The sequence below is a fragment of the Vannielia sp. ABF1_015 genome (assembly GCF_056160745.1).
Genome location: NZ_JBSWXT010000001.1, coordinates 2,247,019 through 2,259,719, shown reverse-complemented (window position 1 = coordinate 2,259,719; position 12,701 = coordinate 2,247,019). Strand labels below are relative to the sequence as shown.

Sequence of the window (12,701 nt, the reverse complement as noted above, 5' to 3'; positions counted from 1 at the left end):
ATGGCCGCAACCCTCGCCTCAGCCCTAGGGGGCCCCCTCGCCCGCCTCCGTTACACGCTCTCCGGCAACCCCCTCACGGCGGTCGGCTTCGGGCTCTTCACGCTGATGATCTTCCTCGCGATCTTCGGCCCAGCGATCGCCCCCTACGACCCGCTGGCCACCCGCGCCGTCAACGCGCTGCAACCGCCATCTTGGGCGCATCCCTTCGGGACCGATCACCTCGGGCGCGACGTGTTCAGCCGCGTCATCGTCGCCACCCGGCTCGATCTGGGCATCGCCCTTTCCGCCGTGGCGCTCTCCTTCGTCATCGGCTCCGCGCTCGGCTGCCTCGCGGGCTTCTTCGGCGGCTGGGCCGACCGCATCATCGGCCGCATGTCCGATACCATCATGGCCTTCCCGCTCTTCGTGCTGGCGATGGGCGTGGTGGCAACGATGGGCAACACGGTCGAAAACGTGATCTACGCCACCGCCGTCATCAACCTGCCCTTCTACATCCGCGTCGCCCGCGCCGAAGTGGCGGTGCGCCGCAACGCGGGCTACGTGCAGGCCGCCCGGCTCTCGGGCAGCTCCAGCCTGCGCATCCTCGCCACCCAGCTCTTTCCCAACGTGCTGCCGCCGATGATGGTGCAGATATCGCTCAACCTCGGCTGGGCCATCCTCAACGCGGCGGGCCTCTCCTTCATCGGGCTGGGCGTCCGCCCGCCCGCAGCCGAATGGGGCATCATGGTCGCCGAAGGCGCCTCCTACATCATCTCCGGCGAGTGGTGGCTGGCCCTCTTCCCCGGCACCGCGCTGATGCTCGCCGTCTTCTGCTTCAACCTCATGGGCGACGGGCTGCGCGACCTCGTTGACCCGACCCGCCGCACGTGAGGCCGCCAATGCATCCGCTTCTCAAGGTCGAGAACCTCTCTATCGCCTTCCGCACCCGCAAGGGCGAGGTCACGGCGCTCCACGATGTCAGCTTCGAGGTCGGCGCGGGCGAGGTGGTCGGCGTGGTGGGTGAGAGCGGATCGGGAAAGTCGGTCTCCGCCTACACCACCATCGGCCTGCTCGATCAGGCGGGCCGGGTGGCGGGCGGCAGCGTCAGCTACGATGGCAAGCCGCTGCTCGGCCAACAACGCCCGCTCCGGGGCCGCGAGATCTCGATGATCTTCCAGAACCCGCGCGCCGCGCTGAACCCGATCATGACCGTCGGCCAGCAGCTTTCCGATGTGCTCAAACGCCATGCGCTCGCTGGGCGCACCGATGCCAAGACCAAGGCCATCGACCTGCTCCGGCAGGTCCAGATCAACGACCCCGAAGAGCGCTACAACGCCTACCCCTTCGAGCTGTCGGGCGGCATGTGTCAGCGGGTGATGATCGCCCTCGTGCTGGCCTGCTCCCCCCGCCTGCTGATCGCAGACGAGCCGACCACCGGGCTCGACGTGACCACCCAGAAGACCACGATGGACCTGATGCGCGAGCTGACCCGCGCACGCGGCATGTCGGTGGTGCTGATCACCCATGACCTCGGCATGGCCGCCGAATATTGCGACCGGATCGTGGTGATGGAAAAGGGCCGCGTGGTCGAGAGCGCCCCGGTGCGCCAGCTCTTCACCGCGCCGCAACACCCCTACACCCAAAAGCTTATCGCTGCCTCGCCCGGCCCGGAGTCGCGCCTTGAGGATCTGACCCGCGGGCAGCTCGAAGCCCCCGCCAAGATCACCCCCACCCCGCAAAACCGCCCCGGCCCAGACCGGCTGCTGGAGGTGGTGAACCTCGTAAAGGAATTCCCTCGCCGCGGCACCGGCTTCTTCGGCCGCAAGCCCGCGCCCTTCCGCGCGGTCGACGGCATCAGCTTCGAGCTGCGGCGCGGCGAGAGCCTCGGTCTGGTGGGCGAGAGCGGCTGCGGCAAGTCCACTACCTCCTCCATCATCGCCCGCCTGCAAGATGCCACCGCCGGCTCGGTCATCTTTGATGGCCACGACATCCTGCACCACCCGGCCCAGCGCTTCGCCCGGATGCCCCAGCGCGGACAGGTGCAAATGGTGTTTCAAGACAGTCACGACAGCCTCGATCCGCGCTGGTCGGCGGAGGATGTGATCGCCCAGCCGCTGCGCCGGATCATGGGCATGAAGGACGCAGGCGAACTGAGTCGCCGCACCGCCATGCTGGCCGAGATGGTCGGCCTGCCCGGCGAGCTGCTGTCGCGCTATCCCCACCAGCTTTCGGGCGGGCAGAAGGCGCGGGTCAACATCGCCCGCGCCATCGCCACCGACCCTCTGCTGCTGATCCTCGACGAGCCGACCTCGGCGCTCGACGTCTCGGTGCAGGCCGTGGTGCTGCAACTGCTCGACCGGCTGCGCCGCGAACTGGGCATGAGCTACATCTTCGTCAGCCACGACCTCAACGTGGTGCGCCTGCTCTGCGAGCGAACCATCGTGATGAACCGGGGCAAGATCGTGGAGGAAGGCAGCGCCGAGCAGGTGCTCCACGCGCCGCGCGACCCCTACACGCAAAAGCTGGTGGCCGCGATCCCGCATTTCGAGCCGGAAAAGCTACGGGTGTCCTGAGCCTAGTCTCCCGGCCACCCCGCCAGCCCGCGTCCCACAAGCCCCTCACCCTCCGCGCCAAGCATCGCCAGCATGACGCCCGGATGCTGACCCATCCGCGCGACGGCGCAGCCGAGGTGAATATCCTCCGGCAATTCAGGGTGCGGCGCCAGAAAGGCGGGCGAGGCTTCAAAGACCTCAGCGCCATGAAAGGGAGCGAGCGCCTCCCGCAGCGCAGGCGCATGCCGCAGGACCGGCCCGCCAAGCCCGAGCGCGTCGATCACCGCGCTGTCGCCAATCGCGGGCAGCACGCGGGCCGCCCCGCCATCCATCCTCGGACCTTCCGGCGTAGTCGAAGGCCGCACTTGCCACACCCCCGGCGCATCCGAGGTCATCCAGCCAAAGTCTACCCCGTTGCCCCCGGCCGCCATCACCATCGGCTCCGGCGCCCGCGCGGCTCCGGCCTTCAGCATCACCGCCGCCGCCGCCATAACCGCGTTCAGCGCGAATAGCGGCATCCGCGCATAGGCATCTGCCGCGCCGCTCATTGCCAGCCGGTCGGCCAGCGCCGCGCTCATCGCGGCGACCGAGCCATGCAGGTCGTCCCCCGCCGCGATCGCCCACGACATCAGCCCGAGCAGCGGAATCCCCGTGCCCAGCGCAGCGCGCAACGGCTCTGCCATATCCGCCATTTCGCCGATACGCGCCACCTGCGCTTCTGCATTGGCCGTGCCAAAACGCAGCGCACCATCGGGCGAACCATCGCTTACCGGCGAAAACGCAGCGAGGCCCTCGGCCTCGACCACCAGCACTGGCATCGAAGGCGCAGCCACGCAGGCCAGCGGCGTCACCACCCCCACCTCCTGCGCCGGACGCAGCGCCACCTCGCCCGAGCGGATCATCCGCTCCGCCTCCTCGGGCGCATCCGCCCAGCCCTCCGCCAGCACTGCCGCCACAGCCGCATTCACCACCGGGCGTGGCATCGCCGCCAGACCGTCAAAGGCAGGCCCCGCATGCAGCAGCACCCGCGCCCCAAGCCCCGGCACCGCCTCACCCAGCGGCAGACAACCCGTCAGCACCGGGCTGGTCCCGTCCCATAGGCTCATTGCTCTCCCTCCATCAACGAGACATGCGCCGCCACGATCTTCCATCCCTCCGCAAACCGCACCCAGCTGTGCGTTTGCCGCCCGATCCTCTTGCTCCCCTCCCGGGTAAACTCAGTACAGGCTGTGGCAAAATCCTTGCCGAAGCTGGTGATCACCGTATTCCGCAGCGCCCGCTCCAGCCCCTTCGAAGGCCGCGCCCTGCGAAACGCCCGGATCGCCTCGATCCCATAAAGGTTCTCCCCCGCCCCCAGCCGCACGGTCAGCCCGTGGTGCCAGAACAACTCATCCATCTCCTCGATCAGGTTGCCCGTCAGGGCGCGTTCGTAGCGGGCAAAGGCGGCCTCCACCTCGGCCAGCGTTTCAGGGTCGTTCACCACAGGGTCAGTCATTAGGGCTCCACCTCTTCGGCAAGGGCAATAAGGTCAGCGTCACGGCCAGGTGCGGCTATGAGCGAGAGTGAAAGCGGCGGGCCATCGGGGTTTGGCACCGGCAGCGCATATTGTGGCAGGCCCGCCAGCCCCGCGACCGAGAGAAACCCAATCGCCCGGCCCCGAGTCGCGTCCAGCACCTCGGGCGCGGCATCGCGCATCGGCGCGGGGTCGGGCGTGGTCGGCATCAGCAAGAGCGTATTGCCCGCCAAGGCCGCGTGCATCGCCTCTATAAACCGCGTCCGCGCCGCCACAGCCGCCTCGTAATCCGCACGCCCCATGTCGCGCCCCGCCTCGAACCGCGCCCGCACGTCCGGTGCCAGCCCCGCACCGCGTGCAGTAACGAAATCGCCCAGCGTCGCCCAGGCCTCCACCGCCTGCACTCGGCGGAACACCTCACCTCGTGCCATTCCGCAGTCGGGCAGCGGTGCATCTTTCACCACCCGCCCCGTGGCAATCCGCTCCGCTATCGCTCGCAGCGCAGTAGGTGCCCCTGCCCACAGCGAATCCGGCATCCAGACCCGGGCAAACCCGTCCTGCTGCGCCAACCCGCACGCCTGCGCCACCGCCGCCATGTGCGGAGCCGAGCGGGCGAACCAACCGACCACGTCGAAACTCGGGGCCAGCGGCGTAACGCCCGCCATCGATACCGCGCCGTGCGTCGTGCGCAAGCCATGCAACCCGCACCACGCCGCCGGAAGCCGCACCGAGCCACCGGTATCAGTGCCAAGCGCAATATCTGCCTCCCCGCACGAGACCGCAGCCGCGCTTCCCGAGGAGGAACCTCCCGGCAACCGCTCCGGCGCCGCTCCATTGGGCGGCGTGCCATAGTGGGCGTTGCGGCCCATCAGGCTAAAGGCCAGCTCATCCATCACCGTGCGCCCCACCATCTGCGCCCCCGCCGCAAGCAATGCAGCTACAACCGGCGCATCCGCCTCAGCTGCAGCACGGCCCTCAGCCCAACCCGGCGTGCCCGAGCCGTTCACCCAGCCCGCTGCGTCGATATTGTCCTTCACCGCCAAGCGCAGACCAGTGAGCACCCCCGCGCCGCCCGCGGCTGCGGCGCTCCGTGTGATGAATATTTCGTCAGTAACCTGTGTTTCCGCCCGCATTTCGTGCAAACCCCCTGCTTTCAATGGCTGTAGCGCCTTGATTAGCAGAATTGATCAGGATACTGATTAAATCAAGGGGAGGTCACCACCGCCCTGCCAATCCGCGCCCGCAACGGGCTGCAACGGGCCACCCGGTGACACCGAAACGCGACGCAGGAAAGGGACGCATATGACCATGGGCTACGAGACTGTGCTGAAGGGCGGCCGGGTGATCGACCCGGCAACAGGCCGCGACGGGCAGTTCGATGTTGCGATCAAGGGCGGCAAGATCGCCGCGATTGAACCCACCATCACTCCCGACGGGGCCGAGGTGGTGGACCTCTCCGGCAAGATCGTCATCGCCGGCATGATCGACACCCACGGCCACATCTACCAGCACGTCACCGGCAAGTTCGGCCTCAACCCCGATATGGTCGGCGTCCGCTCCGGCGTGACCACCATCATCGACCAGGGCGGCCCCAGCTGCATGACCCTCGGCGGCTTCAAGCACCTCGTCGACCCGGCCGCCAAGACCAAGCTCTATTGCTTCATCTCCGCCTACCTCGTCGGCGGCCTTGAAGGTCACATGTATCCCGATCTTTACGGCCCCCAAGGTGTGAACCCCGAGCACACGATCCGCGTGGCCAAGGAAAATCTAGACATCGTGCGCGGCGTGAAGGCCCATGCCGAGATCGGCGGCCAGTCGCGCTGGGGGATGGAGGTGATCAAGGTCGGCAAGCAGATATCCCGCGAGCTGGGCCTGCCGCTCTACATCCACCTCGGCCAGCTCTGGCCCTCGCTCGAGGAAGGCCCCGTGCCCGACCCTGACGAGCTGATCCGCGAGCTGGTGCCAATCATGGAAGAGGGCGACATGCTGGCCCACCCCTTCACCCGCCACCCCGGCGGCTTCGTCTCGGAAGAAGGCGAGGTGCACCCCATCGTCTTCGAAGCGATCGACCGCGGCGTGCGCGTTGATGTAGGCCACGGCTCGCATTTCAGCTTCGAAGTGGCCAAGAAGGTGCTCGACACCGGCATCAAGCCCTTCACCCTCGGGGCCGACATGCACGGCTTCAACGTCACCGTCCCGCCCGAAGGGCTCGACAAGGACGTGCGCGAATCCAACCCTTTCTTCGGCGCTGCCCCCTTCAACCTCACCGTGGCGATGACCGAGCTGATGACACTCGGCATGACCCTCCCCGAGGTCGTCGGCACCGTCACCCAGAACCCCGCCACCGTGCTCGGAAAATCCGACGAACTGGGCTCGCTCCAGGTCTCGCGCGGGGCCGATATCTCGGTGCTCGAAATAATCGACGGCAAGTTCAAGCTGTTCGACAATTCCGGCGTCGAGGTGGTGACAGACAAGCTCGTGCGCCCGGTGATGTGCTTCAAGGATGGCGAGCGCTTCGACTCGGACTCGCCGCTGATCCCGCCGCCGGTCTACGCCTGATCCGGCAGCCCGCGCGGCTCTTCAGGACAGATCCCAAACCTTCTTCTGGCCCTCCGGCGGATCGCGTCGGAGGGCGTCTGCGTCCACCTGCACCCAGCCCTCCCGCACCCGCGCCGGATAGAGCCGCAGGTCATCCACCCGCCACCCGGCAGAGACCTTGCCGCTCCCCAGATCAAACCGGGCAAAATGGCGCGGGCATTGCACTTCGCACCCCTCGATCCGCCCGTCCTTCAGCGAGGCCTTGTCATGGGGGCAGAGGCTCTGAAACACCCGCGGCACACCTCTTGCCAGCGCCACCCCGACCAGGTGGCCCGCCACCCGTACCGTCATGACCCGCCCCTCCGGCAAGTCGCTTAAAAGGGCCACGTTCTGGTAATCTGGCAAGGAGGCAGATTGGGGGTCGGGCATTCAAGGCTCCGCTAGCCGTGACGCGTGCGCCGCACGCAGGTAGGCAGCACCCTGATCACTTTAAGTGCGATGATCAACCCCAGCCGGCCCGCCCGGCTCTTTTGGCGCTCCGACGCAGGAGTCGCCCCACTGGATACTCACGCTTTCCATTGGTTACGTTGCCGGGGCGTCACGACTCCGAGGCCGCGGTTTTCTCCCGGCATCCGCCGTCGCGGTCACAGGCCATCGGGCACCGTCAGGGCCTCAACCGTGCCCTCGACGTGCAGCTTTGCTCCGGTGAGGGATTGGAGCGCTTCCATCGACATGGATGCCAACTTCTCGCGCAGCACGAAGCGGCCCTCCGACGCGTCCACCACGGCCAGCGAGGTATAAACCCGCCAGACGCAGCCGACCCCCGTCAACGGGTTGGCGCAGCGGTCTACCAGTTTGGGCGCGCCGTGTTTGGTCACATGCTCCGTCACCACGGCCACCCGCTTTGCCCCGCTCACCATGTCCATCGCGCCGCCCACCGCAGGTGTGCCCCGGTTGCCGATCCGCCAGTTGGCCAGGTCACCGGTCTCGGCCACCTCGTAGGCGCCCAGAACCGCAAGGTCGATATGGCCACCGCGCACCATGGCGAAGCTGTCGGCGTGGTGGAAGAGGCTCGCCCCGGGGTTCAGCGTCACCGCCTTCTTGCCGGCGTTGATCACGTCCCAATCCTCTTCGCCCTCCTCCGGCGCGGGGCCCATCCCGAGGATGCCGTTCTCGCTGTGGTAGGTCACATGCCGCCCCTCGGGCTGAAACTGCGCCACCATCTCGGGAAAGCCGATGCCGAGATTCACATAGGCGCCGTCTTCGATGTCTTGCGCCGCACGCCATGCAATGCCCGCGCTGCTGAGCTTCTCCATCAAATCGCCTCCCCGGCGCGCACCAGCGCCTCTTCCTGCGCGGGTTGCGGCACTTCCACCAGCCGGTCCACAAAGATCCCCGGCGTCACCACCTGCTCGGGGTCGATCCCGCCTGGCGCCACCAGCCGCGTGACCTGCGCAATGGTGCGTGCCGCAGCCATCGCCATGATGGGTGCAAAGTTTCGGGCCGCCAGCCGATAGGTCAGGTTGCCGTGGGCATCGCCAAGCGCGCCCTTCACCAGCGCCACGTCGGCCTTCAGCCAGCGCTCGCGCAGATACATCCGCCCGTCGAACTCTTCGCAGGGTTTGCCCTCGGCCAGCTCGGTGCCCACGCCCGTTGCGGTGTAAAACGCCGGAATCCCCGCGCCACCGGCCCGGATCCGCTCGGCCAGCGTGCCTTGCGGCACCAGCTCCAGCGCCACCTCACCCGCCTCGTAGCGGCGCTGAAAGGCCTGCGGCTGCGAGGAACGCGGGAAGGAGCAGATCACCTTCGCCACCATCCCGGCCTCCAGCATCGCGGCAATGCCCACCGCGCCGGTGCCTGCGTTATTATTGACTACGGTCAGATTTCTCGGCTGCCCGGTCTTGCGGAACCGCATCACCAGCGCATGCACCAACTCCACCGGAATGCCCGAGCCGCCGAAGCCCGCAATCATCACCACATCGCCGTCGGCTACGTCAGCCACGGCGGCCTCAAGGCTGGCCACGCTCTTATCCATCCGCCGTCCTCCTCGCGGCCACCCTAGCCGCCGGAGCCGTGCTCAGAAATACCCCTTCTTGGGCGGCGCCCCATGCGGCGCGGGCATCAGCAGCGGCCATGGCGAGCCATCCGAGCCGCAATCCTGCTTCACGCAGATCAGCGCCGGCTCATCGCGCTCGATCGCCGCTTTCACCGCCACCTCCAGCGCCTCGGGCGTATCGGCTCGCTCGGCATGTAGGCCAAAGCTCTTGGCCATCGCCACGAAGTCCGGGTTGCCCAGCTCCGCCCCAATCCGGCGCCCCTCAAACTGCGTATCCTGATCGCGAAGCACATTGCCAAAGGCCCCGTTGTCGAAGACCACGACAACCACGCCAATGCCATGCTGCGCCGCCGTCGCCATCTCCTGCGCGCCAAACAAAAAGCCGCCGTCCCCGGTGACACACACCACCGCCTTGTCGGGATTGGCCACCTTCACCCCCAACGCAGTGTTGTAGCCAAAGCCGAGGTTCTCCTGATAGGCGGAGGTCACATAGGTGCGCGGCTCGTAGACGGGGTAGGCAAAGCGCGCCGTGAAACCCACCTGGCTGATCTCTTCCACGAAGAACCCATCGCGCGGCAGCGCGGCGCGGATCGCCTTCAAATGGCCCACCTGCGGCTGGATCTCGTCAATTTTCGCCTCAGCCGCCTCACGCGCCGCGCCAATCGCATCGCCCCGGTCCGGCCCCTGCGCCACAAGCGGCTCCAGCGCCGCGCAGACCTCAGCAGCATCGCCCAGCACAAAGCAATCGGGCTTCAGCCGCACCGCCTCTGTCGGGTCGATGTCGATGCGCAGCACCTTCAGCCCCTCGGGCCGCCACTGCCAGCGCATGAAGGGCAGCTCCAGCCGCGAGCCGATGCCGATTGCAAGATCGCAATCACGGTAAAGATCGTACCCCGCCACCATGTTCACGGCGAGCGGATCATCCTCGGGGATCACCCCCTTGCCGCTGCGATGCGCCACCACCGGCGCGCCCAGCTTGCGGGCAAGGGCAAGCACCTCTGCTCCGGCCTCCATCGCGCCAAAGCCGACAAAGATCATCGGGTTCTGCGCCTCGGCAATCATCTCGGCCGCCTGCGCAATCTGGCCCTCACTCAGAGGCGGCGCCAGCACTTCCTCACGCTCGAAAGCGCCACGCACCGTGCCCTTGGCGGCCATCACATCCCACGGCGCCTCAATCGCCGCAGGCCCGCCCCGGCCCCGCGCCATCTCGCCAAAGGCGCGGCCCAGCATCCGGCCTGTTTCGCTCGCATGCTCCACCCGGCCCGCCCAACGGGTGATGCTTCCCAGAGTGGCCAGCTGGTCAGGCAACTCGTGCAGCTGCCCCCGGCCCTGCCCGATCAGGTGAGAAAAGATGTTGCCGGTCACGCACAGCACCGGCGTGCCCCCGGCATAGGCGGTGGAGATCGCCGCGCCCGCATTCAGCACCCCCGGCCCCGGCACCACCGTGAACACGCCGGGCTTGCCGGACGAGCGGGCATAGCCATAAGCCATGTAACCCGCCCCCTGCTCATGGCGCGTATGGATAAACCGGATCCGCCCCGCCTCCCGCGCCAGCGCATCGTTGAAGGCATACATATGCGCGCCAGGAATGCCAAAAACCACCTCAGTCCCCGCCTCGGCAAGCCCCGCCGCCAGCGCCTCGCCCGTGGTCTGTTCCACTTCATTGCCGCTCATTTGATCCTCCCCCGCTCACATACTTCACATGTTAATCATATTTCCAAGCACCCCGCAATATCCCCGAGGCCTTCCTGCCACACACCTCACAATCGCGGCAAATCGAGGATTTGCGCCCCAATTTTGTCACATTTGCGGCACCCAATATCCAGACAGAGGAGGAAAACTCCCACATGAGAGGCAGGAACCATCACGGCGAAACGCTCGTTGGGGTGGTAACAGAGTAAAGGAACAAGGCAATGGCACCGAAGAAATCCGGCAAGCCGGAGACGAAAACCGAAGAGCGCAGCGCGGTCGATACCCGCCGGCGCGAAACCCCGCGTGACATCTGGGATATCAAGCCCGATGCCGACGTCGATGAACGGTTTATCATCACCGACTGGGCCAGCATCTGACCCGCTGACACGATCTGTCAGCAGGGGCGGTCTGCGCCCCTGTATCGCGCTCCTCGAAGGCGCTAATCTGCGGCCACCATGGCCGAAACACGCACTCCTATCTCCTCCATCCGCAATCTCGGCCCCGCCATGGAGGCCTCCTGCGCCCGCGCGGGCATCCACTCCGCCGAAGAGTTGGCCGATCTGGGCGCGGATGAAACCTATCGCCGCCTCCTGCAAAACGGCGCACGCCCCCACTTCATCGCCTATTATGTGATCGAAATGGGCCTACAGGGCCGCCCGTGGAATGATTGCAAAGGCGTCGAGAAAGACCGCCTGCGCGCCCGCTTTGATGCCATCGTTGCCGAGGCACATGACCCGGGGCTCTCGGAGCTGGAAAAAATTCTCGACAAAATAGGCGTTCGACCGCGCTGAGCGTGAAAATTAATGTGAATCCCCTTCACATCACGCACCCGTGACCCCACATAAAGAGTATGACCCACCTCACCGGCCCCGCCATAGACGCAGAAATCGCCTCGCTCTACCGTCTCGCCCGGCGGATGGACGCGCTGTTTCGCATCCCCGGAACCTCCGTCGATATCGGCCTCGATACCTTTCTCGGCCTCGTCCCCGTGGTCGGCGACGCGCTGGCCGCAGCGCCCGGCGTCTACATCATCGTCAAGGCCCATCGCCTCGGGGCCAGCCCCGGCGCCCTGGCCTACATGGCGATCAACACAACGCTCGACTGGTCCATCGGCTCGATCCCGATCGTCGGCGATATCTTCGACGCCGCCTATAACGCCAACATCCGCAACGTCGCTCTGCTGGAAAAGAACCTCGCAAAGCAGGCCGCCCGCGCGCGCGATGTCACTAGCCCAACCCGCGCCATGCCCCCCTTGGGCTGACCAATGCACACGCCCTGTTTACTCAACGGAAGCCATCTCATAGGTTGAGCTCATTATTCACCACTCCAACTTTCAGGACCAAATCATGGGCACTCAATTCTCCCCGAGGTATGGGTTTCGGGCCGGTGGCGGCAGCGATGAAATCATTCGAGAAACCTGCGGTGGCTGGAATGCCGGGCGGCTTGTCTATCCCGGCGTTTCCTCCTGCACCACCATCACCTTCCGCGACGGGGCCGGAAACCTCGCCGGCCTGCATCTGGCCATGTCCGACACACTCATAATGGCGGGTCGTCTGATCGAGCTGGTGCGCCCGCATCTCGCCGGAGGCGTCACCGCCGTGATCCACGTCGGCCGGATGAGCGACACGCTCGGCGGCTGGAACACGCAGCCGGGCTACGACTGGCCCGCGCAGGCCGTTACCGTTCGTGGCCTCGTGAACGCCCCGACTGTGCCAACCTACTACGTCGACACGCCCCACGGCGGATATGACGTGCAGGTTGAGCCCGCTGTCGGGGCCGGGTTCGACGTGGCCCTCAAGCCCCAGTCCGGGCACCCGCCGGACTTTACCAACGGCTGGATGCCAGTGCCGGTCAATCTCTTGCCCTGACACAAAAAACCAAACAAAAAAGGCCCCGCGCTATGTTCAGCGCGGGGCCTCTTTGTTTCGGCCTATGCCCTTTGAAGGCTTAGCCCACCAGCTCAAGCCCGGAGAAGAAATAGGCAATCTCTTCCGCCGCAGTCTCGGGCGCATCCGAGCCGTGCACGGAGTTTTCGCCAACCGACTCGGCAAATTCGGCGCGGATGGTGCCCGGAGCCGCATCGGCGGGGTTGGTCGCGCCCATCACTTCGCGGTTCTTCAGGATGGCGCCTTCGCCTTCCAGCACCTGCACAACCACTGGCTCGGAAGCCATGAACTCGCAAAGCTCACCGTAAAACGGGCGCTCCTTGTGCACTTCGTAAAACTTGCCAGCCTGCTCCATCGAGAGCTTGATCCGCTTCTGGGCGACGATCCGCAGACCGGCCTCTTCAAACTTGGCATTGATCTTGCCGGTCAGGTTCCGGCGGGTGGCGTCGGGCTTGATGATAGAAAGGGTGCGTTCGGTGGCCATG

General features: G+C 66.3%; 15 protein-coding genes. 7 read left to right on the top strand and 8 right to left on the bottom strand.

All coding sequences use genetic code 11. The annotated features are described in order from the left end of the window. Entirely contained in the window at positions 1 to 870 is an 870-nt protein-coding gene (locus tag ACXAG6_RS11345; RefSeq protein WP_475337637.1) for an ABC transporter permease, read from the top strand. A gap of 8 nt (positions 871 to 878) precedes the next feature. Beyond that, the gene (locus ACXAG6_RS11340) at positions 879 to 2,552 is read left to right on the top strand and encodes a dipeptide ABC transporter ATP-binding protein (protein WP_475337636.1); all 1,674 of its coding nucleotides are present in this window, start codon (positions 879 to 881) and stop codon (positions 2,550 to 2,552) included. A 2-nt stretch (positions 2,553 to 2,554) separates the two neighbouring features. Here the strand turns inward: ACXAG6_RS11340 and ACXAG6_RS11335 are convergent, their stop codons facing one another. From ACXAG6_RS11335 to ACXAG6_RS11325, 3 genes are read right to left on the bottom strand one after another with little or no spacing between them, the layout of a single operon-like run. After that, on the bottom strand, positions 2,555 to 3,637 hold the full coding sequence (locus tag ACXAG6_RS11335) for an oxamate carbamoyltransferase subunit AllG family protein (RefSeq protein WP_475337635.1): 1,083 nt from the start codon (positions 3,635 to 3,637) through the stop codon (positions 2,555 to 2,557). Next, positions 3,634 to 4,026, bottom strand: a complete 393-nt coding sequence (hpxZ, locus tag ACXAG6_RS11330) for an oxalurate catabolism protein HpxZ (RefSeq protein ID WP_475337634.1) — start codon at positions 4,024 to 4,026, stop codon at positions 3,634 to 3,636. Before hpxZ ends, ACXAG6_RS11335 begins: the two co-directional genes overlap by 4 nt. Continuing rightward, positions 4,026 to 5,177 (bottom strand): amidase, encoded by a 1,152-nt coding sequence (locus ACXAG6_RS11325; protein ID WP_475337632.1) that lies wholly within the window; start codon positions 5,175 to 5,177, stop codon positions 4,026 to 4,028. Before ACXAG6_RS11325 ends, hpxZ begins: the two co-directional genes overlap by 1 nt. Before the next feature lie 175 nt (positions 5,178 to 5,352). Between ACXAG6_RS11325 and ACXAG6_RS11320 the strand changes: the two genes are divergently transcribed. After that, positions 5,353 to 6,603: an amidohydrolase/deacetylase family metallohydrolase gene (locus tag ACXAG6_RS11320; RefSeq protein ID WP_475337631.1), complete on the top strand. Its 1,251-nt coding sequence runs from the start codon at positions 5,353 to 5,355 to the stop codon at positions 6,601 to 6,603. Between the two features lie 21 nt (positions 6,604 to 6,624). Here the strand turns inward: ACXAG6_RS11320 and ACXAG6_RS11315 are convergent, their stop codons facing one another. The 4 genes from ACXAG6_RS11315 to ACXAG6_RS11300 form a co-directional block, all read right to left on the bottom strand. Then, positions 6,625 to 7,011, bottom strand: coding sequence for a Rieske (2Fe-2S) protein (locus ACXAG6_RS11315; protein ID WP_475337630.1), 387 nt, complete (start codon positions 7,009 to 7,011; stop codon positions 6,625 to 6,627). Between the two features lie 215 nt (positions 7,012 to 7,226). Continuing rightward, complete coding sequence (locus ACXAG6_RS11310; protein ID WP_475337629.1) at positions 7,227 to 7,898, bottom strand: 3-oxoacid CoA-transferase subunit B; 672 nt, start codon at positions 7,896 to 7,898, stop codon at positions 7,227 to 7,229. Beyond that, positions 7,898 to 8,617, bottom strand: a complete 720-nt coding sequence (locus ACXAG6_RS11305; RefSeq protein ID WP_475337628.1) for a 3-oxoacid CoA-transferase subunit A — start codon at positions 8,615 to 8,617, stop codon at positions 7,898 to 7,900. Before ACXAG6_RS11305 ends, ACXAG6_RS11310 begins: the two co-directional genes overlap by 1 nt. A 42-nt stretch (positions 8,618 to 8,659) precedes the next feature. Beyond that, a complete protein-coding gene (locus tag ACXAG6_RS11300; RefSeq protein WP_475337627.1) occupies positions 8,660 to 10,312 on the bottom strand; it encodes a thiamine pyrophosphate-dependent enzyme in 1,653 nt (550 codons plus the stop codon). 239 nt (positions 10,313 to 10,551) lie between these two features. On the opposite strand from ACXAG6_RS11300, the gene ACXAG6_RS11295 reads away from it, so the two are divergent. The 4 genes from ACXAG6_RS11295 to ACXAG6_RS11280 all read left to right on the top strand — a co-directional run bounded on the left by ACXAG6_RS11295 (position 10,552) and on the right by ACXAG6_RS11280 (position 12,198). Continuing rightward, positions 10,552 to 10,707: a hypothetical protein gene (locus ACXAG6_RS11295; protein ID WP_168223005.1), complete on the top strand. Its 156-nt coding sequence runs from the start codon at positions 10,552 to 10,554 to the stop codon at positions 10,705 to 10,707. A gap of 78 nt (positions 10,708 to 10,785) precedes the next feature. Further along, on the top strand, positions 10,786 to 11,121 hold the full coding sequence (locus ACXAG6_RS11290; protein WP_475337625.1) for a TfoX/Sxy family protein: 336 nt from the start codon (positions 10,786 to 10,788) through the stop codon (positions 11,119 to 11,121). A gap of 59 nt (positions 11,122 to 11,180) precedes the next feature. After that, complete coding sequence (locus tag ACXAG6_RS11285; RefSeq protein WP_475337624.1) at positions 11,181 to 11,591, top strand: DUF4112 domain-containing protein; 411 nt, start codon at positions 11,181 to 11,183, stop codon at positions 11,589 to 11,591. An 85-nt stretch (positions 11,592 to 11,676) separates the two neighbouring features. Next, positions 11,677 to 12,198, top strand: a complete 522-nt coding sequence (locus tag ACXAG6_RS11280) for a hypothetical protein (protein WP_475337623.1) — start codon at positions 11,677 to 11,679, stop codon at positions 12,196 to 12,198. Between the two features lie 79 nt (positions 12,199 to 12,277). Here ACXAG6_RS11280 and ndk read toward each other — a convergent pair whose 3' ends face one another. Further along, a complete protein-coding gene (gene ndk / locus ACXAG6_RS11275; RefSeq protein WP_140014633.1) occupies positions 12,278 to 12,700 on the bottom strand; it encodes a nucleoside-diphosphate kinase in 423 nt (140 codons plus the stop codon). Position 12,701: the final 1 nt, after the last annotated feature.

Excerpts from the sequence above, each read along its gene's own strand:
- ACXAG6_RS11335 (WP_475337635.1), bottom strand. The coding sequence starts at position 3,637 with ATGAGCCTATGGGACGGGACCAGCCCGGTGCTGACGGGTTGTCTGCCG.
- ACXAG6_RS11280 (WP_475337623.1), top strand. The coding sequence starts at position 11,677 with ATGGGCACTCAATTCTCCCCGAGGTATGGGTTTCGGGCCGGTGGCGGC.
- hpxZ (WP_475337634.1), bottom strand. The coding sequence starts at position 4,026 with ATGACTGACCCTGTGGTGAACGACCCTGAAACGCTGGCCGAGGTGGAG.
- ACXAG6_RS11340 (WP_475337636.1), top strand. The coding sequence starts at position 879 with ATGCATCCGCTTCTCAAGGTCGAGAACCTCTCTATCGCCTTCCGCACC.
- ACXAG6_RS11345 (WP_475337637.1), top strand. The coding sequence starts at position 1 with ATGGCCGCAACCCTCGCCTCAGCCCTAGGGGGCCCCCTCGCCCGCCTC.
- ACXAG6_RS11295 (WP_168223005.1), top strand. The coding sequence starts at position 10,552 with ATGGCACCGAAGAAATCCGGCAAGCCGGAGACGAAAACCGAAGAGCGC.
- ACXAG6_RS11320 (WP_475337631.1), top strand. The coding sequence starts at position 5,353 with ATGGGCTACGAGACTGTGCTGAAGGGCGGCCGGGTGATCGACCCGGCA.
- ndk (WP_140014633.1), bottom strand. The coding sequence starts at position 12,700 with ATGGCCACCGAACGCACCCTTTCTATCATCAAGCCCGACGCCACCCGC.
- ACXAG6_RS11325 (WP_475337632.1), bottom strand. The coding sequence starts at position 5,177 with ATGCGGGCGGAAACACAGGTTACTGACGAAATATTCATCACACGGAGC.
- ACXAG6_RS11285 (WP_475337624.1), top strand. The coding sequence starts at position 11,181 with ATGACCCACCTCACCGGCCCCGCCATAGACGCAGAAATCGCCTCGCTC.
- ACXAG6_RS11290 (WP_475337625.1), top strand. The coding sequence starts at position 10,786 with ATGGCCGAAACACGCACTCCTATCTCCTCCATCCGCAATCTCGGCCCC.
- ACXAG6_RS11305 (WP_475337628.1), bottom strand. The coding sequence starts at position 8,617 with ATGGATAAGAGCGTGGCCAGCCTTGAGGCCGCCGTGGCTGACGTAGCC.
- ACXAG6_RS11310 (WP_475337629.1), bottom strand. The coding sequence starts at position 7,898 with ATGGAGAAGCTCAGCAGCGCGGGCATTGCATGGCGTGCGGCGCAAGAC.
- ACXAG6_RS11315 (WP_475337630.1), bottom strand. The coding sequence starts at position 7,011 with ATGCCCGACCCCCAATCTGCCTCCTTGCCAGATTACCAGAACGTGGCC.
- ACXAG6_RS11300 (WP_475337627.1), bottom strand. The coding sequence starts at position 10,312 with ATGAGCGGCAATGAAGTGGAACAGACCACGGGCGAGGCGCTGGCGGCG.